Annotated in this window: 24 protein-coding genes; 14 read left to right on the plus strand and 10 right to left on the minus strand. The window is 65.4% G+C overall.

All coding sequences use genetic code 11. From position 1 onward, the window contains the following. Window positions 1-6: 6 nt before the first annotated feature. Window positions 7-924, minus strand: a complete 918-nt coding sequence (locus tag CEY08_RS23655) for an NAD(P)-dependent oxidoreductase (RefSeq protein ID WP_042796186.1) — start codon at window positions 922-924, stop codon at window positions 7-9. Further along, window positions 921-1,334 carry a carboxymuconolactone decarboxylase family protein gene (locus CEY08_RS23660; RefSeq protein WP_042796185.1) on the minus strand — a complete coding sequence of 138 codons (414 nt, stop codon included), beginning with the start codon at window positions 1,332-1,334 and terminating at the stop codon, window positions 921-923. Before CEY08_RS23660 ends, CEY08_RS23655 begins: the two co-directional genes overlap by 4 nt. A 209-nt stretch (window positions 1,335-1,543) precedes the next feature. Between CEY08_RS23660 and CEY08_RS23665 the strand changes: the two genes are divergently transcribed. From CEY08_RS23665 to CEY08_RS23700, 8 genes are all read left to right on the plus strand, one after another. Further along, window positions 1,544-2,761, plus strand: coding sequence for an ABC transporter substrate-binding protein (locus CEY08_RS23665; RefSeq protein WP_042796184.1), 1,218 nt, complete (start codon window positions 1,544-1,546; stop codon window positions 2,759-2,761). A gap of 22 nt (window positions 2,762-2,783) precedes the next feature. Further along, a complete protein-coding gene (locus tag CEY08_RS23670) occupies window positions 2,784-3,644 on the plus strand; it encodes a branched-chain amino acid ABC transporter permease (RefSeq protein ID WP_042796183.1) in 861 nt (286 codons plus the stop codon). Further along, complete coding sequence (locus CEY08_RS23675) at window positions 3,644-4,618, plus strand: branched-chain amino acid ABC transporter permease (RefSeq protein ID WP_042796182.1); 975 nt, start codon at window positions 3,644-3,646, stop codon at window positions 4,616-4,618. Before CEY08_RS23670 ends, CEY08_RS23675 begins: the two co-directional genes overlap by 1 nt. Continuing rightward, window positions 4,611-5,351, plus strand: a complete 741-nt coding sequence (locus tag CEY08_RS23680) for an ABC transporter ATP-binding protein (protein ID WP_076816586.1) — start codon at window positions 4,611-4,613, stop codon at window positions 5,349-5,351. Before CEY08_RS23675 ends, CEY08_RS23680 begins: the two co-directional genes overlap by 8 nt. Then, complete coding sequence (locus CEY08_RS23685; protein ID WP_042796180.1) at window positions 5,348-6,061, plus strand: ABC transporter ATP-binding protein; 714 nt, start codon at window positions 5,348-5,350, stop codon at window positions 6,059-6,061. Before CEY08_RS23680 ends, CEY08_RS23685 begins: the two co-directional genes overlap by 4 nt. Window positions 6,062-6,178: 117 nt before the next feature. Next, a complete protein-coding gene (locus CEY08_RS23690; protein WP_042796179.1) occupies window positions 6,179-6,922 on the plus strand; it encodes a GntR family transcriptional regulator in 744 nt (247 codons plus the stop codon). After that, window positions 6,867-8,099 (plus strand): alpha/beta fold hydrolase, encoded by a 1,233-nt coding sequence (locus tag CEY08_RS23695; RefSeq protein WP_076816589.1) that lies wholly within the window; start codon window positions 6,867-6,869, stop codon window positions 8,097-8,099. Before CEY08_RS23690 ends, CEY08_RS23695 begins: the two co-directional genes overlap by 56 nt. Next, window positions 8,096-8,899, plus strand: a complete 804-nt coding sequence (locus CEY08_RS23700; RefSeq protein ID WP_076816591.1) for an N-acyl homoserine lactonase family protein — start codon at window positions 8,096-8,098, stop codon at window positions 8,897-8,899. The genes CEY08_RS23695 and CEY08_RS23700 overlap by 4 nt, the downstream gene beginning before the upstream one ends. A 21-nt stretch (window positions 8,900-8,920) precedes the next feature. Here CEY08_RS23700 and CEY08_RS23705 read toward each other — a convergent pair whose 3' ends face one another. Genes CEY08_RS23705 through acnA form a run of 4 tightly spaced genes read right to left on the minus strand, consistent with a single transcriptional unit; the run spans window position 8,921 to window position 14,772 of the window. After that, on the minus strand, window positions 8,921-9,919 hold the full coding sequence (locus CEY08_RS23705; protein ID WP_076816594.1) for a CobW family GTP-binding protein: 999 nt from the start codon (window positions 9,917-9,919) through the stop codon (window positions 8,921-8,923). A gap of 8 nt (window positions 9,920-9,927) precedes the next feature. Further along, window positions 9,928-10,656, minus strand: a complete 729-nt coding sequence (locus CEY08_RS23710; protein WP_042796175.1) for an isochorismatase family protein — start codon at window positions 10,654-10,656, stop codon at window positions 9,928-9,930. A 33-nt stretch (window positions 10,657-10,689) separates the two neighbouring features. Next, window positions 10,690-12,051: a dihydroorotase gene (locus CEY08_RS23715; RefSeq protein ID WP_063641373.1), complete on the minus strand. Its 1,362-nt coding sequence runs from the start codon at window positions 12,049-12,051 to the stop codon at window positions 10,690-10,692. Window positions 12,052-12,081: 30 nt separating this feature from the next. Further along, a complete protein-coding gene (acnA, locus tag CEY08_RS23720) occupies window positions 12,082-14,772 on the minus strand; it encodes an aconitate hydratase AcnA (RefSeq protein WP_076816596.1) in 2,691 nt (896 codons plus the stop codon). Window positions 14,773-15,070: 298 nt separating this feature from the next. Here acnA and CEY08_RS23725 point away from each other — a divergent pair, with 298 nt between their 5' ends. Genes CEY08_RS23725 through CEY08_RS23745 form a run of 5 tightly spaced genes read left to right on the plus strand, consistent with a single transcriptional unit; the run spans window position 15,071 to window position 19,296 of the window. Continuing rightward, window positions 15,071-15,793 (plus strand): GntR family transcriptional regulator, encoded by a 723-nt coding sequence (locus CEY08_RS23725; RefSeq protein WP_076816598.1) that lies wholly within the window; start codon window positions 15,071-15,073, stop codon window positions 15,791-15,793. Window positions 15,794-15,814: 21 nt separating this feature from the next. Continuing rightward, window positions 15,815-16,711: an isocitrate lyase/PEP mutase family protein gene (locus CEY08_RS23730; protein WP_042796172.1), complete on the plus strand. Its 897-nt coding sequence runs from the start codon at window positions 15,815-15,817 to the stop codon at window positions 16,709-16,711. Between the two features lie 10 nt (window positions 16,712-16,721). Continuing rightward, entirely contained in the window at window positions 16,722-17,441 is a 720-nt protein-coding gene (locus tag CEY08_RS23735; protein ID WP_042796171.1) for an SDR family NAD(P)-dependent oxidoreductase, read from the plus strand. Continuing rightward, a complete protein-coding gene (locus CEY08_RS23740; protein WP_076816601.1) occupies window positions 17,438-18,208 on the plus strand; it encodes an SDR family NAD(P)-dependent oxidoreductase in 771 nt (256 codons plus the stop codon). The genes CEY08_RS23735 and CEY08_RS23740 overlap by 4 nt, the downstream gene beginning before the upstream one ends. 59 nt (window positions 18,209-18,267) lie before the next feature. Continuing rightward, window positions 18,268-19,296 (plus strand): Bug family tripartite tricarboxylate transporter substrate binding protein, encoded by a 1,029-nt coding sequence (locus CEY08_RS23745; RefSeq protein WP_076816602.1) that lies wholly within the window; start codon window positions 18,268-18,270, stop codon window positions 19,294-19,296. 52 nt (window positions 19,297-19,348) lie between these two features. Here CEY08_RS23745 and CEY08_RS23750 read toward each other — a convergent pair whose 3' ends face one another. Both CEY08_RS23750 and CEY08_RS23755 read right to left on the minus strand, forming a co-directional pair. Then, window positions 19,349-21,604 (minus strand): TonB-dependent receptor, encoded by a 2,256-nt coding sequence (locus CEY08_RS23750; protein ID WP_076816604.1) that lies wholly within the window; start codon window positions 21,602-21,604, stop codon window positions 19,349-19,351. Window positions 21,605-21,945: 341 nt separating this feature from the next. Next, entirely contained in the window at window positions 21,946-22,395 is a 450-nt protein-coding gene (locus CEY08_RS23755; RefSeq protein WP_042796169.1) for a hypothetical protein, read from the minus strand. Window positions 22,396-22,703: 308 nt separating this feature from the next. On the opposite strand from CEY08_RS23755, the gene CEY08_RS23760 reads away from it, so the two are divergent. Continuing rightward, a complete protein-coding gene (locus tag CEY08_RS23760; RefSeq protein ID WP_042796168.1) occupies window positions 22,704-23,093 on the plus strand; it encodes a SecDF P1 head subdomain-containing protein in 390 nt (129 codons plus the stop codon). 5 nt (window positions 23,094-23,098) lie between these two features. On the opposite strand, the gene CEY08_RS23765 is transcribed toward CEY08_RS23760, so the two are convergent. Together CEY08_RS23765 and CEY08_RS23770 are read right to left on the minus strand one after the other, a co-directional pair. Then, window positions 23,099-24,967 carry a sensor histidine kinase gene (locus CEY08_RS23765; RefSeq protein ID WP_042796167.1) on the minus strand — a complete coding sequence of 623 codons (1,869 nt, stop codon included), beginning with the start codon at window positions 24,965-24,967 and terminating at the stop codon, window positions 23,099-23,101. Further along, window positions 24,964-25,674 carry a LuxR C-terminal-related transcriptional regulator gene (locus CEY08_RS23770; protein ID WP_076816607.1) on the minus strand — a complete coding sequence of 237 codons (711 nt, stop codon included), beginning with the start codon at window positions 25,672-25,674 and terminating at the stop codon, window positions 24,964-24,966. Before CEY08_RS23770 ends, CEY08_RS23765 begins: the two co-directional genes overlap by 4 nt. Window positions 25,675-25,699 lie beyond the last annotated feature (25 nt).

The raw sequence follows: 25,699 nt of genomic DNA on the forward strand, positions 1-25,699 counted from the left end.
CTTTGGTCAGTCCTTGGGCTTGGCGCCCAGCTCCACGCCGGCCAGTTGCTCGGACAGGCGCGCGACGGCGGTGTGGTCCTGCCCCTTGCCCAGCGTCTTGCCGGCCGAGGCCCACAACTCGCGGCAAAGCGAGGCGAACGGCGTGGGCGTGCCGGTATCGGTTGCGATGCCCAGCGCGATACCCAAGTCCTTGACCATCAAGTCCAGGCCGAACCCGGAATTGAACTGGCGCGACAGCACGAATTGCTTGAACTTTTTCTGGGTGGAGTTGTTCATGCCGGTCGACGCGTTGAGCACGTCGACGATCACGTTCGGATCCAGGCCGAACTGCTGTCCGATCAGCATCGCCTCGACGCCGATCAGGAAGCCGCCCGCGGACACCAGGTTGTTCAAGGCCTTCATGGCGTGGGCGCTGCCCACCTCGCCCACCGCCGTGATCGACGTGCCCATGCTGGACAGCGCCGGGCGAACGCGCTCCAGCGTCGCCGCGGGGCCGCCGTACATGATGGCCAGCTCGCCCGTACGGGCGCGCGGCACTCCGCCTGACACCGGCGCGTCGACCATGACGCCGCCTGCCGCGGCCACGGCCTGCGCCAGGCGCTGCGTGTGCGCCGGCACGCCGGAACTCATGTCCACGACGACGCTATCCGGGCGCAGACCCGCCAGCACGCCTTGCTCACCGTTGAGCACCTGCTCGACGATCGCACTGGTGGGCAGCATCGTGAAGATAATGTCCGACTGTGCTGCCAGTTCGGCGCAGGTAACGGCGGCCTGGCCGCCTACTTCCTGCGCGAACTTCGCGGCCTGGCCCGGCACGGCGTCAAACACCGTGACTGAAAAGCCGGCCTGCACCAGGCGGGCGGCCATCGGCCAACCCATGCTGCCGATGCCGATCAGGCCCACGCGCTCTTGCGGGGCGCTCATGCCTTGGACTCCTTGAAGGCGCCCTCTTCTTCCAGCACCTGGTTGGCGACCTTGAACGCATCCAGCCCTGCCGGGATGCCGCAATAGACCGTGGCCTGCAGCAGGATTTCCTTGATTTCCTCGACCGTCACGCCATTGTTCAGTGCGCCCTTGACGTGCAGCTTGATCTCGGCGGGACGGTTCAGCGCCGTCAGCATGGCCAGGTTGAGCATGCTGCGCGTCTTCTTTTCCAGGCCCGGGCGGCCCCAGGTGTAGCCCCAGCACCATTCGGTGGTGATGTGCTGGAAGGCCATCATGAATTCGTTGGCGCGGGCCAGGGAGCCGTCCACGTATTCGGTGCCCAGCACCTCGCGGCGCAGGTTCAGGCCTTGGTCGAACAGGGCCTGGGTTTCGGATTTGATGTCTGCCATGAGTTCCTCTTTTCGTGGTGGTGTGGCGGGCGGCGGATCAGGCGTCTGCCCAATCTGTTTTGTCTGATTGTCAGTCAATTATCCAAACATCGTCAATAGTCAGATTGTCAGACAATCTTCTTGACTGCTTAAAATTTGAGCACAATAATGTGCCGCAGAGCGCAGGGCCGGCAGCCTTGCGCCGCACACGAAAAAGCCAGGAGACAGACATGACAAAACCCCAACAGGCCATGCGGCCCGGGCGCAGGGAATTCGTCGCTGGATTGGGCGCAGCCGCGCTGGCAGCCAGCTTGCCCGGACGGGCGCTGGCCGCGCCGTCGGAAATCAACGTGGGCGTGATCTTGCCGCTGTCGGGCGCCAACGCCCAATTCGGCATCAACTCGCGCCAGGGGCTGGAGCTTGCTGCCGACGAGATCAACGCGGCCGGCGGCATCAAGGCCATGGGCGGCGCCAAGCTCAAGCTCATCATCGCCGACGCTACCTCCCAACCCACCACCGCGGCGACGGTGGCGCAGCGGCTGATCACGCAGAACCGCTGCGTCGCCATCATTGGCGCCTACGCGTCGTCCTTGACGCTGGCGGTATCGGAAGTGACCGAGCGCCGCGGCATTCCCCTGCTCACCATGTCGTTCTCCGACGTGCTCACCGAGCGAGGCTTCAAGCACATCTTCCAGGTGGTTTCCAAAGGTTCGGTGTTGGGCCGCGCGCAATACGACTACGCCGCCTCGGTCGTGGCGGGCGCCTCGGACATCAAGAAAATCGCCTTGCTGTACGAAGACACGGCCTACGGCACCTCGCAGGCAGTCGGCGTGCGCAATGCCGCAAAGGCGGCAGGCACGCAGATCGTGCTGGACGAGGCCTATCCCTTGGGCATCACCGACGTCACCCCGCTGATCAGCAAGCTGCGGGGATCGGACGCCCAGATCGTCTTTCCCATCTCTTACCTGAACGACAGCCTGCTGATCATCCGCGTCATGCGGCAACAGCGCCTGACCGTGCCCATCGTGGGCGGAGCGGCGGGCTATGTCATTCCCGATTTCGCCAAGGCACTCGGCCAGTACTCGGAAGCCGTGCTGTCGATCGCCCCGGCCAACTACGACCAGGCGCCCGAATACACCGAACGCTACCGCAAGCGCTTCGGCACCTTCATGCCGCACGAGGCGCTGGAACACGCCGTATGCGCGGGCGTGCTGGCCCAGGCCTTGGAAGTCGCCGCCTCCGATAAGCCGGAAGCTGTCTCCCAGGCCTTGCGAGCGAAAAAGTACGACCAGGGCTGGGCAGGCGTGATGTCGGGCGGCGGCGTGCACTTCGATGCCAATGGCCTGAACACCATGGCGCAACCCATCATGGTCCAGTGGCAGAAGGGCGAACTGGTGTCGGTCTGGCCACAGGCGCTGGCCAAGGGCCGCATCATCACGGCCTCCTGAGCCCCGGGCGCGGAGAACAGTCATGCAATTCCTGCAGGCACTGGTGGACGGCATTCTGCTGGGCGGGGTCTACGCGGTCATCTCCATCGGGCTCACGCTCGTCTTCGGGGTGGTGTCCATCGTCAACTTCGCCCAGGCCGAATTCCTGATGGTGGGCATGTTCGTGGCGTATTTCGCCTGGAAACTGCTCGGTCTGGACCCGCTGCTGGGGTCGCTGCTGTCGTTCGCGGTGGCCTTCGTGCTGGGCGTACTGACGCAGAAGTACCTGATCAACCGGGTACTGAAGGCGCCGGCGGTGGCGCAGATTTTCCTGACGGTGGGCCTGCTCATCGTCATGGAGAATCTGGCCTTGATCCTCTTCGGCTCCGAGTTCCGCTCGGTGCAGACGCCCTACCAGATGACGGCGCTGGCCGTGGGACCTATCCTGCTCAGCGCGCCCTACCTGCTGGCTTTCGCGGTCGCGTCCGTGGCCGGGCTGGCGCTTTGGTGGGTGCTGAAGAAAACCTGGTGGGGCATGGCGGTGCGCGCCACCGCCCAGGATCCCATGGCCGCCAGGCTGTCCGGCATCTCCACGCACCGCGTGCATCAGCTGGCGTTCGGGCTGGGCGTGGGCATGACGGCGCTGGGCGGCGGCATCATCCTGCCCTACCTGACCGCCTCCACCACCGTCGGCGCGCAGTTCAGCGTGCTGATGTTCACCGCCGTGGTGTTGGGCGGGCTGGGTAGCGTGATAGGCGCGGTGGTGGGCGGCGTGGCGGTCGGCGTGATCCAGTCGCTGTCCTCGCTGGTACTGCCGATGCAACTTCAGAACCTGGCGTTGTTCGCCATCTTCATCCTGGTGCTGGCCGTGCGCCCGGAAGGTCTTTTGAAAAGGGCGGGCTGATGGCCAAGAACCGACAACTCCTGCTGTGGGCGCTGCCGCTGGCGGCCGCCCTTATCGTGCCATGGCTGATGGAAGACCAGGGCTACGGCATCCGGGTCCTGACGCTGGTGCTGCTGTTCGCGGCCATGGGTCAGTCGTGGAATATCGTGGGTGGCCTGGCCAACCAGATCTCGCTGGGGCACGCGGCCTTCTTCGGGCTGGGCGCCTATACGTCGACGCTGCTGCTGATGCGCTACGGCATTTCGCCCTGGCTGGGTATCGTCGCCGCCATGGCGGTAGCCGCGGTTGCGGGCGCATTGCTCAGCCTGCCCACCATGCGCCTGCGCGGACACTATTTCGCGCTGGCCACCCTGGCCTTCGGCGAGGTGCTGCGCGCAATCGCCAACACCTGGGCCTCCGTGACGGGCGGGCCGGTAGGCGTCTCGATTCCGTTCTCGGAAGGCCTGGCCCAGATGCAGTTCAAATCCAGCATCCCCTACTACTACCTGATGCTGGGGGCCGCGGTCATCACGTCGGTGGTCTTTGCGCTGATCAGCCATTCGCGCCTGGGCTACCGCCTGCGCGCGGTCAAGGCCAATCCGCAGGCGGCCGAGGTGATCGGCGTGGACACCGCCCGTACCCGCATCCTTGCCGCCGTCATCTCCGCCGCGCTCATGGGCGCCTGCGGCACGCTGTACGCGCAGTTCATCTATTTCTTCGATCCGGACACGGTCTTCTCGCTGGTCGGCGTTTCGGTGCGCGTGGCGCTGATCTGCATCATCGGCGGCGTGGGCACCGTGGCCGGCCCGCTGATCGGTGCGCTGGTCATCATCCCGCTGGAAGAAGTGTTCAACGACTGGCTGTCTGGTCACACGGCGGGCGTATCGCAGCTGGCTTTCGGGCTGATCCTCATCGCCATCATCCTGATCGAGCCGCGCGGCCTGTCGGCGCTGTGGACCCGGCTGCGCAACCTGACGCGAGGCCAACATGCCTGACATCCTAAAGGTGTCCCACATCCAGCGCCGCTTCGGGGGTCTGAAAGCCGTGGACGACGTGTCGTTCAATGTGGCCCGCGGAGACATCCTCGGCCTCATCGGCCCCAACGGGGCGGGCAAGACCACACTGTTCAACCTGCTGGTCGGGCTGTACCGCGGCAACGGCGGCCGCATCGAACTGGAGGGACGCGACATCAGCGGCCTGCGGCCCCACCAGATCGCGGCGCTGGGCATGACCAAGACCTTCCAGAACGTGGCGCTGTTCCCCGAAATGACGGTGCTGGACAACGTGCTGGTCGGCGGATTGCTGCGCTATGACGTGAGCCGCGCCCGGGCGCTTGCGCTCGACAACCTGGACCGCGTCGGCCTGTCCAGCATCGCGCGCAAGCCGGCCGGCGAGCTTTCGTTTCCGGAACAGGCGCGCGTGGAGCTGGCGCGCGCGCTGTGCACCGACCCCAAGGTCTTCCTGCTGGACGAGGTGATGGCGGCGCTGAATGAATCCGAGATGGACGCCCTGCTGGACCTGATCCGCACCCTGCGCGACGAATCGGGCATCACCTTCATCGTGGTGGAACACCATATGCGCGCCATCATGCGCCTGTGCAACCGGATTCTGGTGCTGTCGTTCGGCCAGAAGATCGCAGAGGGCAGCCCGGCGCAGATCGCGGCCGATCCCACGGTAATCGAGGTCTACCTGGGCAAATCGCTGGAACAGCTGGAGGTGCCGGCATGAGCCTGTTGCAGATCCAGGGGCTGACCGCCGCCTACGACCGCAGTCCGGTGCTGCGCGACATCACGCTGGACGTGCCCGCAGGCGGCTTCATCGCCGTGGTCGGCGCCAACACGGCCGGCAAGAGCACGCTGCTGCGCTGCATCTCCGGCCTGCTGGACAAGGTCGGCGGCAGCGTCAAGTTCGACGGACAGGAGATCCTGCGCCTGCCCCCGCATCGCATCCCCGAACTGGGTATCGCCCACGTGCCGGAGGGTCGCCATGTCTTTCCGGAAATGACGGTCGAAGAGAATCTTTACCTGGGCGGTTATACCCGCCGCCGCGACATGGCGGGGATCAAGCGCGGCTGCGACAGGATCTACGCGCTGTTCCCGCGGCTGCGCGAACGACGCCGCCAGCAGGCCGGCACGCTGTCGGGTGGCGAGCAGCAGATGGTGGCCTTTGGCCGCGCGCTGATGCTGGAACCCCGGCTGTTGCTGCTGGACGAGCCCAGCCATGGCCTGGCGCCCAAGATCGTCGAAGAAATGCACCAGGCGATGATAGACATCCATCGCAGCGGCCTGACCATATTGCTGGTGGAGCAGAACACGCGCCTGGCGCTATCGGTAGCGGAGTACGCCTACGTGCTCCAGTCGGGTTCCCTGGTGCTGTCCGGGCCCAGCGCCGAATTGCTGGAAGACAGCCGCGTGCGCGCGGCCTACCTCGGGCTGTAACCATGGCCCGCCGACGGGATATATTGCGTCTTTACGTAGACACGGCGGTTCGCCGCGGCGCGGCGATGAGCCGGCGCCAGCGCGCGGGCTTGCCGCCAGCATAAGCGAGAGACAGCCATGGCCACCCCGACAGGCGCGGTATTCGAGAAACCCGGCACCCTGCGCACCCGCGTAGAGGAATTCCTGCGCACATCCATCATGGACGGGCGGATCAAGGGCGGGGAACGCCTGCGCGAACAGGAACTGTGCGATCAACTCAGCATCAGCCGCAGCACGCTGCGCGAGGCGCTGCGCACCCTGGAAGCCGAACGCCTGATTTCCATCGAGCCGCACCGTGGCCCCACGGTGGTGCGCATCACGGAAAAAGCCGCCCGCGACCTCTATGCGTTACGCGCCCTGCTTGAGGGCTTTGCCGCGCATGAATTCGCCAGGCTTGCGAGCGATGCCGACGTGGAGCGCCTGCGCAAGGCGGTCGACGCCCTGCACCGCCAGGCCAAGGGCAACAACAAATCGGCCCTGCTGGCCGCCAAGCGCGACTTCTACGACGTGTTGCTAAGCGGCTGTGACAACGACCTGATCAAGGACATGCTGCCGGGCTTGCTGTCGCGGATCAATCTGCTGCGCGCCACCTCCTTCGCGCGCGCCGACCGGCTGCCGGAAAGCATGGCTGAAATCGACCTGATCTTCGAGCGCATCCGGGCTCGGGATCCGCAAGGCGCGCAAAGCGCGGCGCAAAGCCACATCGTGAACGCGGAACGCACTGCGCTCGAAGTGCTCAAGCGCCAGCAACAGGAGACATCCGACAGTGAAGGCGATCGCCCAGAAACTAAAGGCCGGGGCAGCCCTGGCTCAGCAGGATAGCGAATTCATCCTGGCCGCCCGCGGCCTGCCCTGCGCCATCTGGCTGCAGGCAGGGCCCGGGCCGGAGGAAAGAATAGCGGTCTGGGCCGGCCAACCCGCCGCCCCCTCGCAATGCATCGTCGTCAGCGCGCCGCCCGACACGTGGCAGAAGCTGCTCAACGACACCCCGCCCCCCGGCTACCACTCCTTTACCGCAGCCCGTCGCCAGGCGCAGGGCCTGCGCATCAGCGGCGATGCACTGGCCATCGCGCAGGCCCTGCATGCGCTGGAGCGGCTGTTCGAGATCCTTCGCGGCCAGCTCGCCGCGGCGCCCGAACTGCTGGACCGCAGCCCGATTTCCGGCGCCTACGCCACGATAGACATCGGGCCTTCCCAGACCTCCCTCTACTATGAAACCAGCGGGCTCGACGCCGGGCCGCCGCTGTTGATGCTGCACACGGCCGGCGCGGACTCCCGCCAGTACCATGCACTGATGGCCGACCCCGGGTTGCGCGAGCAATGGCGCATGATCGCATTCGATATGCCTGGCCACGGACGCAGCATGCCGCTGCCCGGCCAGGCCTGGACCGAAGCCGGCCTCACCCGCGACGCCTATCTCCAGACCTGCCTGGCGGTGATCCGCCAGGTCGCGCGCGCGCCAGCGGCATTGCTGGGCTGTTCGATGGGCGCGGCGATGGCGCTGCTGGTCGCGGCGCGCAGCCCCGCCGACGTGACCGGCGTCGTCGCGCTGGAGGCGCCCTACAGGGCGGCCGGACGCCGCACTCCCATGCTTTGCCATCCCCAGGTGAACCAGGCGGCGCACAACCCCGCCTACGTGCGCGGTCTGATGGGGCCAGCCGCCACCTTGCAGGCCCGCCGCGAAGCGGCCTGGATCTACTCGCAGGGCGGTTTCAACGTCTACGCCAACGATCTCTGGTTCTATAGCGAAGACTTCGACGCCGCCACGCACCTGGCTGGCCTGAACGCCGACGCCTTCGGCATATCGCTGCTGACCGGCGCGTACGACTATTCAGCCAGCCCCGAGGATTCCCGCCGGGTGGCCGCCCTGATTCCGGGTGCGCGCTTTCAGGCCATGCCGGACCTGGGACACTTCCCCATGGTAGAGAACCCTCGACGCCTGCTGGAGTATCTTCGGCCCGAACTGGACCACCTGCGCACAACCGGAGCCATCGCATGACGCTGCCCGATTATGAAATCTATGCCCTGCGCTACGCCACGGTGGCGCGCCGGAAAAACCAGAACTTCATCACCCCACCGGATCCGCATGACGGCCCGATGCCGATGGACTATTTCGTCTGGGTCATACGCAACGGCACGCGCGTCTACCTCGTCGACACGGGATTCAACGAGGACGCCGCCCGCGCGCGCGGCCGCGAGTTCCTGCGTTGCCCGATCGAGGCCCTGGCGAAACTGGGCATCTCGCCCGCCGACATCCGCGACGTCATCGTCACGCATCTGCACTACGATCACGCCGGCAATATCCGCAAGCTGCCGCAGGCCCGGCTGCATATACAGGAAAGCGAACTGCACTATGCCTGCGGTTGCAACATGCGTTTCGACATGCTGCGCCACGCCTATGCCGTGGAGGACGTGATCGACGTGGTGCGAGGCGTCTATGACAAGCGAGTGGCCTTCTACCACGGCCATGACGAGATCGCGCCCGGCCTGCAGCTGCTGCACATCGGCGGCCATACCCGCGGACTGCAGGCCGTGCGCGTGCACACCGCCCGCGGCTGGATGGTGCTGGCCTCGGATGCCAGCCACTACTACGACAATATGGAACGGGACGCGCCCTTCCCCATCGTCGACAACGTGGCCGACATGCTGGCGGGCTACGAGATCTTGCTGAAATTCGCGGAATCTCCCGACCACATCGTGCCCGGACACGATCCGCTGGTCAGGATGCGATATCCCGCCCTGGCCGGCGCGGACACCGACGTGGTGGCGCTGCACCTGGACAAGGGCGCCCGTTCCTGAGAGCAGCGACGCTTTCCGGCGTCACATTCCCAACGGCCGGATCGCCTCGTCCACTTCCTCGGCCGACAGATCCTGCACGATCAGGACCATGGCGCCTGCCTGCGCCGCGCCTTGCGGCACGGCGACCGGTTCGGGCGTGGCGAAGACATGCCGCACCCCGTGCACGGCGCGCAGGGTTCCATCCGTCCAGCGCAACAGGCCTTTGGCGCGCAGCAGGCGATCGCCGACCTGCCTCTGCATATGCCGGGTCCAGCGCGCGTAATCCTCCCAGCCCACCGGACGGCCTTGCGGGTAGGCGTAGGACACGATGCCGTAGCGCAGCACGTGCGCGAGCGGACCCGCGACCGGCGGCGCGCCCACCTGCAGAATGGCCGCGTCCAGGTGTTCGGCGCGCAATCCATCGAACAGCGCCGGCGCGTCCTCGCCCACGGTATCGGGCGAAACCCGGCGGATTTCCGCGCTGGCGTTATAGCCGCGCAGCGTGGCCAGCAGCGTTTGGATGGTTGCCTCATCGGCCAGATCGACCTTGGTCAGCGCAATACGGTCGGCAATGGCGACCTGGGTGCTGGCTTCGCGGTATGCGTCCAGCGTGGAGGCGCCATGCAGCGCATCCGCCGTCGCCACCACGCCGCCGAAACGGTAATGACGGGCGATCAGCGGGTCTGCCGACAGCGTGTTGATCACCGGACAGGGGTCTGCCAAGCCGGATGTCTCCACCACGACGCGGGTGTATGGCGGAATCTCCCCTCGCTGGCGCCGGTAATAAAGCGATTCCAGCGTGTCCTGCAACGAACTGGTAGCCGCGCAACACAGGCAGCCCGAATCCAACAGCACCACGTCCGTGTCATCGGCCTTGCCCACCAGCATATGGTCAAGGCCGATCTCGCCGAACTCATTGATGACCACGGCCGTGTCGGCAAAGCGCGGGCTGCGCACCAGGCGGGACAACAGCGTGGTCTTGCCGCTGCCCAGGAATCCCGTCAGCAGATAGACCGGCAATGGCTCGGCGGCAACCGGCATGGCGTTGCTCAGCCCTGGTTGGCGGCGTCGGGCGCCGGCAGGTTGCGCAGGTAATCCTGCACTTCACGCGACGGAATCACGTCCGCGTACTTGCAATTAAGATCGAACAGGCTCATCGCATGGCTGGCCTGGAAGCGGTCGAACGCCGCCTCTTCGGGAATGATGACCTTGAAGTTGTACGAGTATGCGTCCACCGTCGTGGCCCGCAGGCATCCCGAGGATGTGCACCCCACCAGTATCAGCGTGTCCACATCCAGGAAGTTCAGGTGGCTCATGAAGATGGTGCCGAAGAAGCACGACGGCTTCTGCTTGGTGATGCGGATGTCCTGCGGACGCGGCGCCAGCGGCTCCACGGTCTGGGTGGCATGGGTGTTGGCCAGCACGGTCTTTTCGCCGCCACGGTGGTTCTTGCCCACCTGCACGCCGCTATCCAGCAAATCGGCGCGGCGGCCGCTTTCGGTGTAGAAAACAGGAATGTTCTTGTCGCGCGCCAGTTCCAGCAGCGGGACGATGTGCGCCACCGCGTCCCAGGCCTCGCGGCCGCAGTGGGTACGGTACTGCTTCAGGCCTTCCAGGATGTCCTGGGGCGTATCGCCGCAGAAGTTGTATTGAACGTCGATGATGAACAGAGCCGGACGCTTGCCGAAGCCGCCGCGCTTGCCATAGCCGGCTTGCGCCAGGACCTGCTTGTCGCGCTCGGTCAGAAAGTCGTCCCAGATTCGCTTGGTTTCGCTCATGGTAATGCCTGCCAGAAAAAGAGTGGGTTCAGTTCAAAGACGCTTGAGGTAGCGGCCGCCAGGATTGCTGCGCGCCGCATCGGTGATGCGGCCGTCCAGTGCCACGGTGCGGCCGCGCACCAAAGTGCGCACGGGCCAGCCCTTCAGGGTCATGCCCTCGTAGGGCGAATAATCGGAATTCGACTCCAGCGTGGCGGGATCGACAGTGCGCTCCAGGTCCGGGTCGACCAGCACCAGGTCGGCGTCCTTGCCGATCTCGATGCTGCCCTTGCCGGGCATGCGATAGATGCGCGCGGAGTTCTCGGCGGCAACCTTCATCAGGATTTCCAGCGGCACGCCGCGGCGGTGATAGCCCTCATGCAGCAGGATCGGCAACATCAGGCCGGTTCCCGGAAAGCCGTTGCTGGCGGCCCAGATGTCCGTATCCTTGGTGGCGCGCTTGCGCGGCACGTGGTCGGTACCTATGGTGGTGATGGACCCGTCCAGCACGCCTTCCCACATGGCGTCCACATCGCTTTGCCCACGCACCGGCGGGTTGACCTTGGCGTAGGTGCCGGCGGGCGACTCGTCGTTCAAAAACAGGTAGTGCGGGCAGGTCTCGACGTAGATGGGCGGTGCATCCGCCGTACGGCGATGGCGCCGCGCCTCGTCCAGCGCTTCGCGGCTGCTCAGGTGCACGATATTGACCGCAGCGCCCGTCTTCGCCGCGAAATAGCAAACGCGGTGCACGTTTTCGGCTTCCAGGAAGTCCGGGCTTTGTTCGTTCCAGGCCTTCAGATCGTCGCGGCCCGCCGCGCGTAGCGGATCCCTCAGCACCGGAATCACCTCGACGTTCTCGCAGTGCACCCCCATGATGGCGCCTGGAATCGCGGCGGTGGCGCGCAGCGCCGAATACAGCAGGCCGTCGTCGATATCCGTAAAGCCCTTGGACAGCCCCGCCGCGCCCTTGTACATCATGTAGAGCTTGTACGAATTCACGTTGAAGCGCCGCGAGATCTCCTCCAGCGTTTCCACGTGCAGATTGCTGGTGATGCCGAAGTGAAAGCCGAAGTCCACGCAGCTTTGCGACAAAGCGCGGTCGCGCACCTTTTCGAAGGAATCCCGGATGTCCGCCGAGCGATGGAACGACAGTACGGTAGTGGTGCCGCCCAACGCAGCGAAGCGCGATTCCGTTTCGAAGTCCGTTTCGGGCGAGCCGAAGCCGAAATGCACGTGCGGATCTATCAGCCCCGGCAGCACCCACAGCCCTTGGCAGTCTATGGTTTCGCGGGCCTCTAGTGGCGTGCCTGGCTCGGCAATGATCGCGATGCGGCCGTCAATGACGCCGAGCACGCCTTCGGTCAGTCCCTGCTGCGGCAAATACAGTCTTGCATTGGTGAGTAACAGATCCAGCATAATGTCTTGTTTCCTGAGTAATGCGTTTTTTCAGCAATGGGCCGCGCCCGCGGCCTCCGTGTCATTCAAGAAGCCATTGAGAACGCTGGCGGGAATGCCGCCTTCAGCCATGAGTTTGCGTTCGGCCCGCGTTAACACCTGGGCGTAGACCAGGAAGCGGATGCGTCGTGCACCGTCCTCGGCGACGACGTCTATAGGTTCGCCCTTGAGCACGCCGTTAGCCACGTTTCCGAAACGCAGCGTTTCGGCGCCGGTCAAACCCAGTTGGCGCCAGCCCTCGCCGGGCGCGAACGCAAGCGGCAGCACGCCCATGCCCACCAGGTTGGCGCGGTGGATGCGTTCAAAGGATTCCGCGATCACGGCGCGCACGCCCAGCAGCGCCGCCCCCTTGGCGGCCCAGTCGCGGCTGCTGCCCATGCCGTAGTCCTTGCCTCCCAGGATCACGCTGGCATCGCCCGCGGCGCGGTACGCCTCCGCGGCATCCACCACTGCCATGCGCTGACCGCTGGGAAAATGGCATGTCACGCCGCCTTCCACGCCCGGCACCAATGCGTTCTTGATGCGGATATTGGCAAAGGTGGCGCGGGTCATCACATGGTGATTGCAGCGGCGCGCCACATAAGTGTTGAAGTCGCGCGGCGCCACGCCGTTGGCAATCAGGTACATGCCGGCGGGCGTGTCGGCCGGAATCTCGCCGCTGGGCGAGATATGGTCGGTCGTCAGCGAGTCGCCGAACGCCGCCAGCACGCGCCCGCGCGTCAGGCTGGCTTCCAGATCCGCCAACGCATCGCGGCCCGGCTCGGTCTTGAAGAACGGCGGCTCGACCAGGTACTGCGACTGCGGATCCCAGGGAAAGCGCAGGCCGGAAGGTGCTTTCAGATCGCGCCAGATGGTGCTGTCCAGACTGGCGGGGTCATACACGTCGGCGAACAATCCGGGGGCCGCGGCCAATGGCAGCAACGCGGCGATCTCTTCCTGGCTGGGCCACACATCCCGCAGATAGACGGGCGCGCCGTCGGCGCCCGGCCCCAATGGCTCATGCTCGAAGTCCAGATCGATTCTGCCCGCCAATGCGTATAGGACCACCATCGCGGGCGACCCGATGTAGTTGGCGCGCAGCAACTTATGGATACGTCCTTCGAAATTGCGATTGCCCGACAGCACCGCGGCCGCCACCAGCCCGCCTTGCGTGATGGCATCCGCGGCAGCCGTATCCAGAGGACCGGATTTACCGCCGCAAGTGGTGCATCCGTACCCGATGACATGAAAGCCCTGCGCCTGCAAAGCCTGCAGCAGGCCCGCCGATTCCAGGTAACGCGTGACCGCGCGCGAACCGGGTGCCAGCGACCGCTTGACCCAGGCGGGCGGTGTCAGGCCTCGCGCCAGCGCCTTCTGCGCAACCAGGCCGGCGGCCAGCATCACGCTGGGGTTGGAGGTGTTGGTGCAAGAGGTAATGGCGGCCAGCGCCACGGATCCGTGGCCCAGGACTTCGCGGCTGGGCGGACGCGCGGTCCCGTCCACGCCGAATCCGCCGTCGGGCAAGGACATGGTCAGGCGCCGGCGGAAATCCGCTGCGACCTCAGCGACGTCCATCCGATCCTGCGGTCGGCGAGGGCCGGCCATGCTGGGCCTCGCCGCCGACAGATCGATTTCTATCACGCGGCTGTAAGCCGGCGCGGTTTCACCGGCTGCGCGCCACAGGCTGTTGCTCCGCGCATAGGCTTCGATCAGCGCAAGTTGCTCGGCGTCGCGCCCGGTCATCCGGGCATAGTCCAACGTACGTTCGTCGATGGGGAAAAAGCCGCAAGTGGCGCCGTACTCGGGCGCCATGTTGGCGATGGTGGCGCGTTCCGGCACGCTGAGCGTTTCGGCGGCCGGTCCAAAGAACTCCACCATGCAGCCCACCACGCCTTCCCCGCGCAGCCGTTGCGTAATCAGCAAGGCGGCATCGGTGGTGAGCGCGGGAGCCGTGATGGCGCCATGCAAGCACACCCCTACGACTTCCGGTATCGGGAACGTGTAGGCATGGCCCAGCAGCGCCGCTTCGGCATCGATGCCGCCCACTCCCCAGCCCAGGACGCCCAGCGCGTTGATCATGGGCGTATGGGAATCGCCGCCGATGACGAAATCGGGATAGGCCCATTCGGCGTCCGGCCGCGATTGGCGCGCGACCACGGGCGCCAGGTATTCCAGGTTGACCTGATGGATGATGCCTATGCCGGGCGTAATCACGCGCAAGCCCTTGAAAGCCTGCTGCGCCCATTTCAGGAATCGGTAGCGCTCGTCGTTCCGTTCGAATTCACGGCGCAGGTTGCGCTGCACCGCCCCCGTGTCGCCCCAATAATCGACCTGCAGGGAGTGATCGACGATCAGGTCCACGGGAATCCTGGTATCCACCCGCGCGGCATCTCCCCCGGCCTGCGCCACGGCGTCGCGCAGCGCCGCCAGGTCCTGAAGCACCGGCAGGCCGCTGGAATCAGGCAGGATCACCCGGGCCACATGCAAAGGCAGATCAGCGCCGGGGTGCTCACGCCACGCCCAGAGCCTGCCGATTTCCTCAGCCGTAACGGCAGCCCCCCATGCGCGGTGCCGCAAGAGGTTCTCCAGCAGCACGCGGATGACATAGGGATAGTCGCGGATGTCCCGGCCAGCGGCATGGGCCGCGGCGGACAGGTCCGCGTAGCGTAGCGTCCTGCCGCAACAGGGGAAAGACTGGATCATGGCAGCGGTAATAAGGAAAATCTCAACTGAGGCCATCTTACGGCTTACAAAACAATAGTGTCAACACTATTGCCAGGACCGCCAGAGGCTTCATATGGCAAGAATACAGATTACCGCCACCGCATTGAAAGTGTAGATAGATGGGTGCGCCCTATAGCGCTAGGGAATACCCCGATAACCGTCTGTAAAATAGACAAAATATCCATGCAACTGCCCGCAGGCAGGCATCCGGACCCAAACAATGTCACCTTCAAAAGAGTTGACACTTTTAAGATCCCTTTGATAGGCTGTCAACACTATGAACACCGCCACGACCTCCATCGCCACCAAGGAAGACGCCTCCGGCCCCCTGGCCGACGTGGTGTTCGACCAGGTGCTGGATGCGATCTACCAAGGCCGGCTGGCCCCAGGTAGCGTCATTAATGAAGTCGCGCTGGCACAAGAATTCGGCGTCAGCCGCGGCCCGGTGCGGGAGGCCGTGCGCCGCCTGCAGGGCATCCAGCTCATCACGCGCGAGCCCTACATCAAGGCGCGCGTGGTGACCCTCTCGGCGGAATCCGCGCTGGAACTCTTCCAGATGCGCATGGCGCTGGAAGGCGTCGCCTGCAATCTGGCCACCCGCCGCATGAGCGACGAGGAAATCGCGCAGTTGCTGGTCGAGCTGGAACAGGACCGCCAGCGCCGCCTGGACGCGTCCAATGGCGGCTCGCCCGCGCCGCGTGTCTTCGACTTCCACGAACGCATCGTGCGGGCCAGCGGCAACAACCGCATCATCAACGCCCTTTGCGGCGACCTCTATCACCTGCTGCGCGTCTATCGCCGGCACTCCGGCACCGTGCTGGAGCGCAAGGACGACGCCTACGCCGAGCACTGGCAGATCCTGCGCGCCATCCGCGCGCGCGACGCCGAGCTGGCGGAATCGCTCATGCGCTCGCACATCGAACGCGCGGCGCAACATCTTTTTGATCATCTGGCGGAAGGGGCGTCCGGCATTGCCGGACACCCAGTCTCGGCCGCCTAACGCCCTTTGGAGCAGTACGACATGAACAACCCGCGCCACCAGTTCCGGCATTTGCTGAAGAACGAACCCTTCATCGTCTCGCCCGGTGTGTACGATGGATACAGCATCCGCCTGGTCGAAGCCGCGGGTTTCAAAACCGCCTGCACCAGCGGCGCGGCCGTGTCGAACGCGCTGCTGGGCATCGCCGACATCGGCGTGATGGGCCTGTCGGAGAACGTGACCCATTGCCGCCACCTGGCGCGTTCGGTCTCCATCCCGCTCACGGCCGATGCCGACACCGGCTACGGCAATCCCGTGAACGTCTATCACACGGTACAGATGTTCGAGGAAGCCGGCGTCGCCGGCATCAACCTCGAAGACCAGGTCAGCCCCAAACGCTGCGGCCACATGCCTGGCAAGGATGTGGTGAGCGAAGCTGAAATGGTCAAGAAGATCGAGGCCGCCTGCCTGGCGCGACGCGACGATGACTTCGTCATCATTGCCCGCACGGACTCGCTGGCCATCGAAGGCATCGAAGGAGCGGTCAAGCGCGCCCGCGCATACGCCCGGGCCGGCGCCGACATGCTGTTTCCCGACGCGGTCCGCACCGAGGACGACATCAAGCGCCTGGTCGACGCCGCCGGCATTCCCGTCAGCATCAACATGGGCTTCGGCATCCGCAACCGTCCGACCACGCCGCTGATTCCGCTGCCGCGCCTGAAGGAAATCGGCGTCAAGCGTATCAGCCTGCCGCGCATGCTTCCCGCCGCCGCCATACATGGCATGCGCGAGGCGCTGCAGGTGATGCAGGGCGTGATCGCCAGTGGCGTGCCCGCGGACCGCCCCGACCTGCTGGTGGGCATCGAAGACATCATGCAATTGATGGGCTACGAGCAGATGCGCGCCATGGAAAAACGCCTGACGACCCTGGCCGACTGAGCGTACTGTCATGACTGAGCGGAATGCGCAGGCGCATTGCGTCCTGACAGGCTCGTCCTCGGGCATCGGACTGGCGTTGGCGGAAAGCCTGCTGGCATCTGGCTGGCAGGTGACCGGCGTGGACATCGCTCCCGCCGCCATCCACGGACACGCGCAGTATCGCCACCTCGATTGCGACCTGGCCGATGACCGCGCCTTGCATGACCTGGGCGCCCAGCTGCAAGACTGCGCCCCAACCGCGCTGGCGCATTGCGCCGGCGTGGTCCGCACCGGCGGCGCGCTGGACACACGCCCGGAAGACGCGGACCTTCTGTGGAAGCTTCATGGAGCCGCGCCGATGGCGCTTGCGCGCGTCTTGGCTCCCCAATTGCCCGACAGGCGCGGCCGCATCGTACTGGTGTCCAGCCGCGCCGTGCTGGGGCGCGCACACCGTCTCGCCTATGCCGCGACGAAATCGGCGCAGATCGGGCTGGCGCGCAGCCTGGCGGCCGAGCTCATCGGCCGCGGCATTACCGTCAACGTGGTCGCGCCCGGCGCAGTCGATACGCCCATGCTGCACGATCCCAAGCGCGGCGCGCCGCCACGGGTGGACCTGCCGCTGGGGCGCCTGATCGACGCTCGCGAAGTCGCGGCAACCATCGCCTTCTTCCTCGGCGAGCAGGCCGGCGCCATCACCGGGCAGACACTTTACGTCTGTGGCGGCGCTTCGCTGGGAACGGTGCCGCTATGACGACGGACATCACCGCATTGCACGGCAAGACAGTAATCGTGACCGGCGCCGCCGGCGGGCTAGGCCAGGCAATCGCGGCGCACTGCCTGCGCGCCGGCGCCCGCGTGGCCCTGCTGGACCGGGACCCGGCGCTGCTCGCGCAATGCGGCCAGACATTGGATCCGACGGGCGCCCGCGTATTGACGCTGGCTTGCGACGTGAGCAACCCGGACGACGCTCGCGACGCCATCGAAAAAACAGCAGCGCATTGGGGCTCCATGCACGCGCTGGTGAACAACGCCGCCGTCGCCACGCCGGGCAACAAAGTCGCGGACCTGACCCTGGAGCAGTGGCGCCAGGCCCTGGACGTGAACCTGACCGGCGCATGGCTGATGAGCAAATACGCCATCCCCCACATGACGCGCGCAGGTGGCGGCGTGGTGCTGAACATCGCGTCACAACTGGGCAGCGTGGCCGCGCCGGGCCGCGGCGCCTATGGCGCCAGCAAGGCTGGCCTGATTGCGCTGGCGCGTGCCATCGCAGTGGACCACGCGGCCGACGGCATCCGCGCCTTGAGCCTGTCTCCCGGCGCGGTACTGACAGGCAGGCTGGTCGCGCGCTACGGCAGCGCCCAGGCCGCGGCAGCCACACTGGCGCCCAAGTATCCGGCGGGGCGCCTGGGCACCGTCGACGAAATCGCGCAGACGGCAATTTTCCTGATCAGCGATGCCGCCTCGTTCATTACGGGCACGGACATACGCGCGGACGGCGGATACACCGCGCTGTAAAGCAGCGGCCACCGCTACCCACTTCACGCAAGGCTTACATCACACAAGGGGCTTGAACCATGAAGTACACGACTACCTCCGCAACACACGGGCGCCCCGCGCGACCCGCCATCCGCCGCACGCTGCTGGCGCTCGTCGCCGGCGCTGTCGGCCTGGCCGCCGCGCCAGCCTTTGCGCAAGGTGTGGACAATTTCCCCAACCGCGCCGTCACCATCGTCGTGCCCTTCCCTGCGGGCGGCGCCACTGACATCACCGCGCGCCTGGTCGCGGAAGGCCTCTCCAAGAAGTGGGGACAACCGGTAGTCGTCGAGAACAAGCCCGGCGCTGGCGGCAACGTCGGTTCGGAATACGTGGCGCGCGCCGCGCCGGACGGCTACACCCTGGTGCTGGGCGTGACGGGCTCGCACGGCATCAACACCTCGCTTTACAAGAACATGCGCTATGACCCCGTCAAGGATTTCGAGGCCATCACGCAAGCCACGCTTTATCCGAATGCCATCATCGTCAACAACGACGTGCCGGCCAACAACCTGCAGGAGCTTATCGCCCTGCTGAAGAAGCCCGACGCCCATTACTCATATGGTTCGGACGGCAACGGCACGGCGTCGCACCTGGGCATGGAACTGATCAAGAACCAAGGCAAGTTCGAGATCTCGCACATTCCTTACCGTGGCAGCTCGCCGATGGTGACCGACCTGCTGGGCGGCCAGATCCAGGTGGGCATCACTGGCCTGCCCGCTGTCCAGGCGTATGCCAAGAGCGGCAAACTGAAGATCGTGGCGCTGACCACGGGCGAACGCTTTGCCAGCGCGCCCGACTATCCCACGGTGGCCGAGCAGGGCTTCCCTGGCTATGCCGCGCCGCCATGGTCGGGCTTTTTCGCCCCTAAGGGCACGCCCAAGCCGCTGGTGGAGAAAATCTCGGCTGACATGCGCGACGTCATGGCCGATCCGAAGACGAAGGAAAAGCTCGCCGCCTCCGGCAGCGAGTTCACGCCTTCCACGCCTGAACAGTTCCAGGCCTTCGTGCAGCAGGAAATCGCGAAGTGGGCGCAGGCCGTCAAGATCTCCGGCGCGCGCATCGACTAAGCGTCAAATGCGACAAGCCGGCGCCGCGGCTGCGGCGCCGGCGCGCTGTCCCTCAGTTGTAGCGGAACGTGGCGGTCAGCATCGCCGAACGGCCAGGCGCCACGTAGCTGAACAAGCCCACATGCGACGCCTCGTAGATGGTTTCGTCGGTCAGGTTGTTCAGGTTCAGCTGCAGGCCGAAGTTCTTGTTGAACTGATAAGCCGCCATCGCGTCGTAGCGCCAATAGGACGGCAACTGGTAGACGTTGGCATCATCCACGTAGCGCTTGCCCGTGTAGGTGGCGCCCGCTCCCACCGTCAGTTCGGGCATGAACTTGTAGGTAGTCCACAGGCTGGCGCTCTGGCGCGCGATGAATTTCATCTGCTTGCCGCTGTAGTCGGTGCCGCCGCTCTGGTAGTTGGTGACCTTCGGATCCATGTAGCTGTACCCGCCCCACACCTGCCACTTGGGCGTGATGGATCCCGCCGCGCCCAGTTCAATGCCGCGCACCCGGTTGCTGCCTGACAACGTCACGTCGCCCGTGATGGGATCGGAGCTGCGGGCGTCGGTCTTGCGGGTTTCGAATACGGCAGCCGTCAAGGACAGGCGCTCGTCAAACACGTCCCATTTGGTGCCGACTTCGATGCTGCGGCTCTTCTCGGGCGCCAATGCCGCGGTACCCGCGGTCAGGCGGCCGCCTGCCGCGCCATCCGCTCCGCCGGACTGGCCCGCCGTTTCGCCGGAGGGATTGGACGAAGTGCCGTAGGACACATAGATGCTGCCGTTGGGTGCGGGCTTATAGACCAGGCCCAACTGGTAGTTCCACATATTGTCGGTGCGCTCGACATTGCCGCTGGTCACACGGTAGTTGTCATAGCGCAGGCCGGCATTGGCTTCCCATTGCTCGCTGAACTTGACCGTGTCGAACACGTAAGCAGCGCGCGTGATGGTCTTGGCAGCGTCGTAACGCGGCCCCCAACTGAGGCTTCCGGTATGCGGTTGATGCGGGTTCGGGTTGTACAGATCGTCCAGCAGGGTCTTGTCGAAACCGCCCGCAGGCACGCCGTCGCGCTTGCTGATCGTCTCGGTGCTGAACTCCAGGCCGGCCACATAGCTGTGCCGCAGGCCGCCCGCAGTGAACTCGCCGAACATGTCGGTCTGATTGATGAAGGACCGATTGGTCTGGTTCAGGCTGCGCAGGGCCTTGCTCATTCGCACGCCCTCCGCCTCGTTCGAGCATGGCGCCACGCCGTAGGCGGGGTTGGGCCGGCCGCCCACGCGCGCCGCGCAATTGTCGAAGGACGGGCGTGTCATCACATATTCGTTGGTCGATTCGCTGTAGCGCGTGCCGTTACGCAGCTTCAACTTGTCGCTGAACTTGTGCTCGACCATCAAGGTGGTCATGTCGGCCTGGTTCTTGCGGTAGTCGCGTCCGATGAGGCCGTAGTAATTGTCGCGGTCCACCTTGGGCGGGGTGACGCGGCCAGGGCGCGATTCATTCTTGAACGGAATGCCCAGGTCCGGCGTGTCGTCATTCTGCAGGTGGTAGTAGCTGAGGGTCACCTGCGTGGGCGTGCCCAGGCCCCAGGAGAACGAGGGTGCGACGCCCCAGCGGTCGGTTTCGACGTGATCGCGGCCCGGGATGTCGCCGCCCTGCTTCATGAAATTCAGGCGGAAGGCCGAACTTTCCCCCAAGGCCCAGTTGCCGTCGCCCGTCAGCCGCCAGTTGTCGTCGGTGCCCACACCGACCGTGCCTTCCGCGAAATTCTCGAGCTTGGGGCTCTTGCTGACCAGGTTGATGCTGCCGCCGGTCGAACCGCGGCCTGAATAGGCGGAGCTCGGCCCCTTCAGGATTTCGACCGACTCCAGGTTGAAGGTTTCGTGCGAGAAGCGGCCCAGGTCGCGCATACCGTCGACCATCATGTCGGTGCTGGCCTCGTAGCCGCGCACGAATGGCCGGTCGCCAGTGGGTGTTCCGCCTTCGCCTGCGCCGAAAGTGATGCCCGGCGCGGTGCGCAGCACGTCCATCAGTGACGTGGCCGCGCGATCGCGCATCAGTTGTTCCGTGATCACCGTGACCGAACGCGGCGTATCCAGCAGCGGCGCCGTCATTTTCGGGGAGGAAGCGATGTTGGCTTCGTAGCCATCGCTGACTGCCTGCCCCTGCACGTGGACGGGCGACAATTCGTGCACGGCGCCGGGCGCCAGGCTTCCTTGGGCCAGCGCCAGGCCCGGCGACACCAGTGCGCCGCATACCGCCGCATAAATGGACGCCGTAGTGTTGCCACCGGCCTTGGCATAGGCCGTCGATCGATCTGCTTTGCTCATTGGACTCTTTCAGAAACCGCCCCGCGGCGGGTGCGCTATCAGCGCGATCTTTGGTTTTTTAAGAGCGCCAATGATATGTATTCTTATTTTTACATTCAACAAATAGTCAGCTTTTATTCAGAAAACTGTCAATTTTGAGGGGTCTCACAGCCCATAATGGGGAAAAATGCGGCGCAATAACAACAGCCGGACGCATCAACGTGCTCATAGCATGCGCACATCAACGCGCATCCGCCGGCTTCTAACGAGAAAAAGCCCCTTTTCCACCAGAGGCCGCATCCTCGGGAGAAAAGGGGCTGGCGGGCCCGCCATCGGTCAGCCGGCGTCAGCGCTGCACCGCCTTACAGCGAATACCGGTACTCGCAGTTCAGCGTGGCTTTGAGCGGCGTGGTGGCCTGCACGCCCGATACGCTCTGCGGGCGCGGAGCCGTCAGCTTGGCTTGGAACTTGCCCGCGGCATCGCCGTTCTCGCTCTTCTTTACCGCGACGCTGGACGGCAACGCATACAGCGTCAATGGCTGTGCCTGCGTTGCCACTACCAGTGTGAACACTGACTGCGGAAAATCCGTCACCACATAGCTGGCATTCGCGTCCGAATTGAATGCCAGGCCGCCGTCGGCGTAACGCAGCTTAAGCGTCAGCTCTTCCGAAGACGGCGACGGGATCACGCCTTCCAGCGCCACCTTGCCGCTTTCCGACACGCAATTCAGTTCCGCCGGCGCCGAACCCGCATGTGCGACGCCGGCCAGCAGCAGACCAGACAAAAGCCAGATACCCCGTACGACTGCCATAAGACTCTCCTTGGTAAACATCAGCCTTGCTCTTGGGCCGAGGCGCAAATCGGAGCGCGCTCCCATCCGCGTGCTCGGGCACGCCTGCGTCCAGCGGTGCCTCGCCGGCGCTGCGACGGATTTGCCGGGCCGGATTTCGCGCCGCGAAGCATAGCGCTCATTGCCGACGCGCGCTTGCCCCGTCTGCCACGACGCCCGCGGCGCCCTCTCTCGCAAGGCCATGGCCTTGCGCGACATAGGCTAGGATGGAGGAGTCGTCCGGACGCTGCTTGGAGCAGGGCCCGGGCTTGCGCCAGAAGGAGTCTGCCATGCCCTCAATGAGACAACTCGCCCGCGCCGCGGCCCTTGCCATGCTGCTGCCCTGCGCGGCATACGCCGAAACCGTCGTGCTGCACGTCGAGCGGGCCACCGCCGGCGTCGATCCGCACACTTCCGCCAGGATGGTGGACGTCGAACTGAAGCCGGAAAGCCGCCAGGCCCTGGCCGATTTCACTCGCGATCGCGTCGGTAAACGCATCCAGCTGCGTTCGGCTGGCGTGCTGCTGTCATCCGCCACGCTCCAAAGCCCGCTCGAAGGCGACAGCTTCCGCATCACCGCGGGCGAACATGGCTTTGGCGGGAAATCCGCCGAGGAAATCGCCCAGGGCATCATGAAAAGCGGCGGTCTGACGGTGGACGACGAAAACACCGCCAAGTAGCTGCCTCAAGCCAGGGCCTGACCCTGGGGCGCCCTCAGCGCCAGCGTGGCCGTCAGCACCGTCTGCCCTGGCCGCGACGCGACATTGAGCTGGCCTCCCACCCGGGCGATACGGGTATGCATACTGCGCATGCCGACGCTGATGCCAGCCCGCAGCACCGCCGCCACATCGAAACCGGCACCGTCATCTTCGATACGCAGCTCCAGGCTATCCGGGTCGGACTGGCGCAGCGCTACCTCCACACGCCGAGCGCGGCTGTGTTTCAGCACGTTTGCCAGCGACTCTTCCACCAGCCTGGTCAGCGCCATGCATTGCAGGGCACTGGGCGGCGCGAGCCACTGCTCGGGAACCCGCCAGTTGGCCTGCAGATCCAGCTCGTCAAACAGCTGCATGAAGCGATGGCGCAAAGGCGCTATCCACTCACGTGGCGTGGCCGGCACCTTGATGCCTGCGCTCGATCCGCTGTCGATGGTCTGCCGCAGGTCGTCGCGCAGCAGCTTGAGCATGGAAAGGAATTGCTGGCTGTGCACCGGCGTGCTGGCCTGCTCCACCATCGCCATCATGCGCACCAGCGAGCCGCCCAGGCCGTCGTGCAGATCATGGGCGATCTGCAGCCTGTCCTGCAGCCTGGCGTTGGCCAGCGCCAGCGTGTGTTCGCGCTCCAGGGTCGTGGCCAGCTCCGTGCGCGCCTGGTCGATGCCGTCCGCCAGCTCCTGGTTGAAGCGTTCGATACGGCGCACATTGCGCGCGTGACGCAGCCCCAGCACGGCAGACATGCACAGCGTGACCACCACGCTGGTAAACGGCGTGTAGGTGCTTTCGGTATCGATGAGCTTAAGCACCCGCAGCAGGTCGTGCGCGCTGGCCGCCAGAAAGACAAGCAGACACACCGCCAGCATTCCGTGCTCCGGCTTGCGCGTACGCAGCGCGTGCAGGGGGAATTGCAGGCAATTGGCGAAGAAAATCCCTGACACGATCAACACGATGCCCAACTGCACCCTGGCCAGCTGTCCCTGCGGCACGAACGCCTCCAGCGCCAGCAACGCGGCTGTAAGCACCCACAGCGCCTTTTCCACGCGCGGCAGGGACTGCCCGCCAAAGCGCCAGGTGAAGATGCAGAAACAGGCGACATAAAGCACCAGCACCATGATGTTGGCGCGTGCCGCCATGAGACTGTTCGGGAAAGGCCAGGGACTGGTCATCAGGACGTTGGCGATGAACAGCACCCAGAACAGGGCCATCAGCGCATACCAGCCGTAAACGCGCTGCTCTCGGCGCATGAGCCAGATGCAGAAGCACAGCCCGCCCAGGACGGCCGACACGATCAGATTCAACGTGAACAGCGTGCGATGGCGCCACCACAGGTCCTCATACAACTGCAGCACCGTCCATTGCCCGCCCAGGTGAACCGGCCCCAGGCCAGGCGACTGACCCGCCACACCGACCACCCGGATCCACAACGTATTCTCGCCAGGACCCACCAGGGCATCGGGGATGAGCCAATACCGCGGCATGTTCCAGCTGCGCGAAAGCGGCTCGGTCAGATGCGCATCGCTCCAGATCCGCTGGTCATTGATGTAGACCTCGCCCGCCATGACGACGGATTCCAGCGCCAGCGCAACCTGCCCTGTGCCATGGCAGTCATGGCGCCAGCCTATCCGGTACCAGGCCGTGCCGCTGTACCCCGGCCAACGGGCGCTCCAGTCATCCGGCAGCTGCACGGCCTGCCACTGGGCCGCATCCGGTCGCCGGCCGTCATCGCTACCCTTGGCAACCTGTACGGACGAGACCTGCGCCGTGCAGGCGCCCGCCGGCTCCTGCGCCCAGGCCGGCGCCAGCCATAATGCCAGCCACAGGACGGCCAGCCACTTCAATCGAGCAGGCCGCGCGTGCGCGCCGCGTGTATCGCCCGAGTCCGAGAAGAAACGGCGAGCTTGCGATAAATGTGCTTCACGTGGCATTCCACGGTGTAACGCGACAAGAACAGCTCCTCGGCGATCTCGCGGTTGCCCAGTCCCTCGGACACCAGGCGCAGTATCTGGCTTTCACGCGGGCTCAGTGTTTCGCCCGGATCGGCGGAATCGCCCGCTTCCGGGCCCCCGGCATTGGCCGGGCTCGCCGGCCTGGGGCGCAGCTCTTCGATGATGCGGCGCGCCACGAAGGGGTCGATGGGAGCGCCTCCCCGCAACACACTGCGTATCGACAGGGACACCTCCAGGTCGTCCCGCTCCTTGAGTACGTAGCCCGTCGCGCCTGCGCGCAACGCGGCAAGAATCGCGTCTTCGGTGCTCCAGGCAGAAATGACCAGGATCGCCAGGCTGGGATCTTCCGCGTGCATCTCTGCAATCAGCTCCGTGCCATTGCCGTCGGGCAGACCCAGATCGACCAGCGCCAGCGCAAACGGCTGGCTGGCGAGCCTCTCGCGCGCTTGCGCCAGCGTAGCCGCGAACACCAGCGCTTCCGGCGCATAGCCGAGCTGCAGCAGCAAGCCTTCCAGCCGGCGGCAGATCAGGGGTTCGTCCTCCACCAGCAGCACCGGGGCAGGCAGCGTCGACTCGGAAGCAAGCATATGGGCAGTCATCGGATGAGAGCGGGCGGAATTGCCC

The sequence above is a fragment of the Achromobacter insolitus genome, from assembly GCF_002209555.1.
GTDB classification, from domain to species: domain Bacteria; phylum Pseudomonadota; class Gammaproteobacteria; order Burkholderiales; family Burkholderiaceae_B; genus Achromobacter; species Achromobacter insolitus.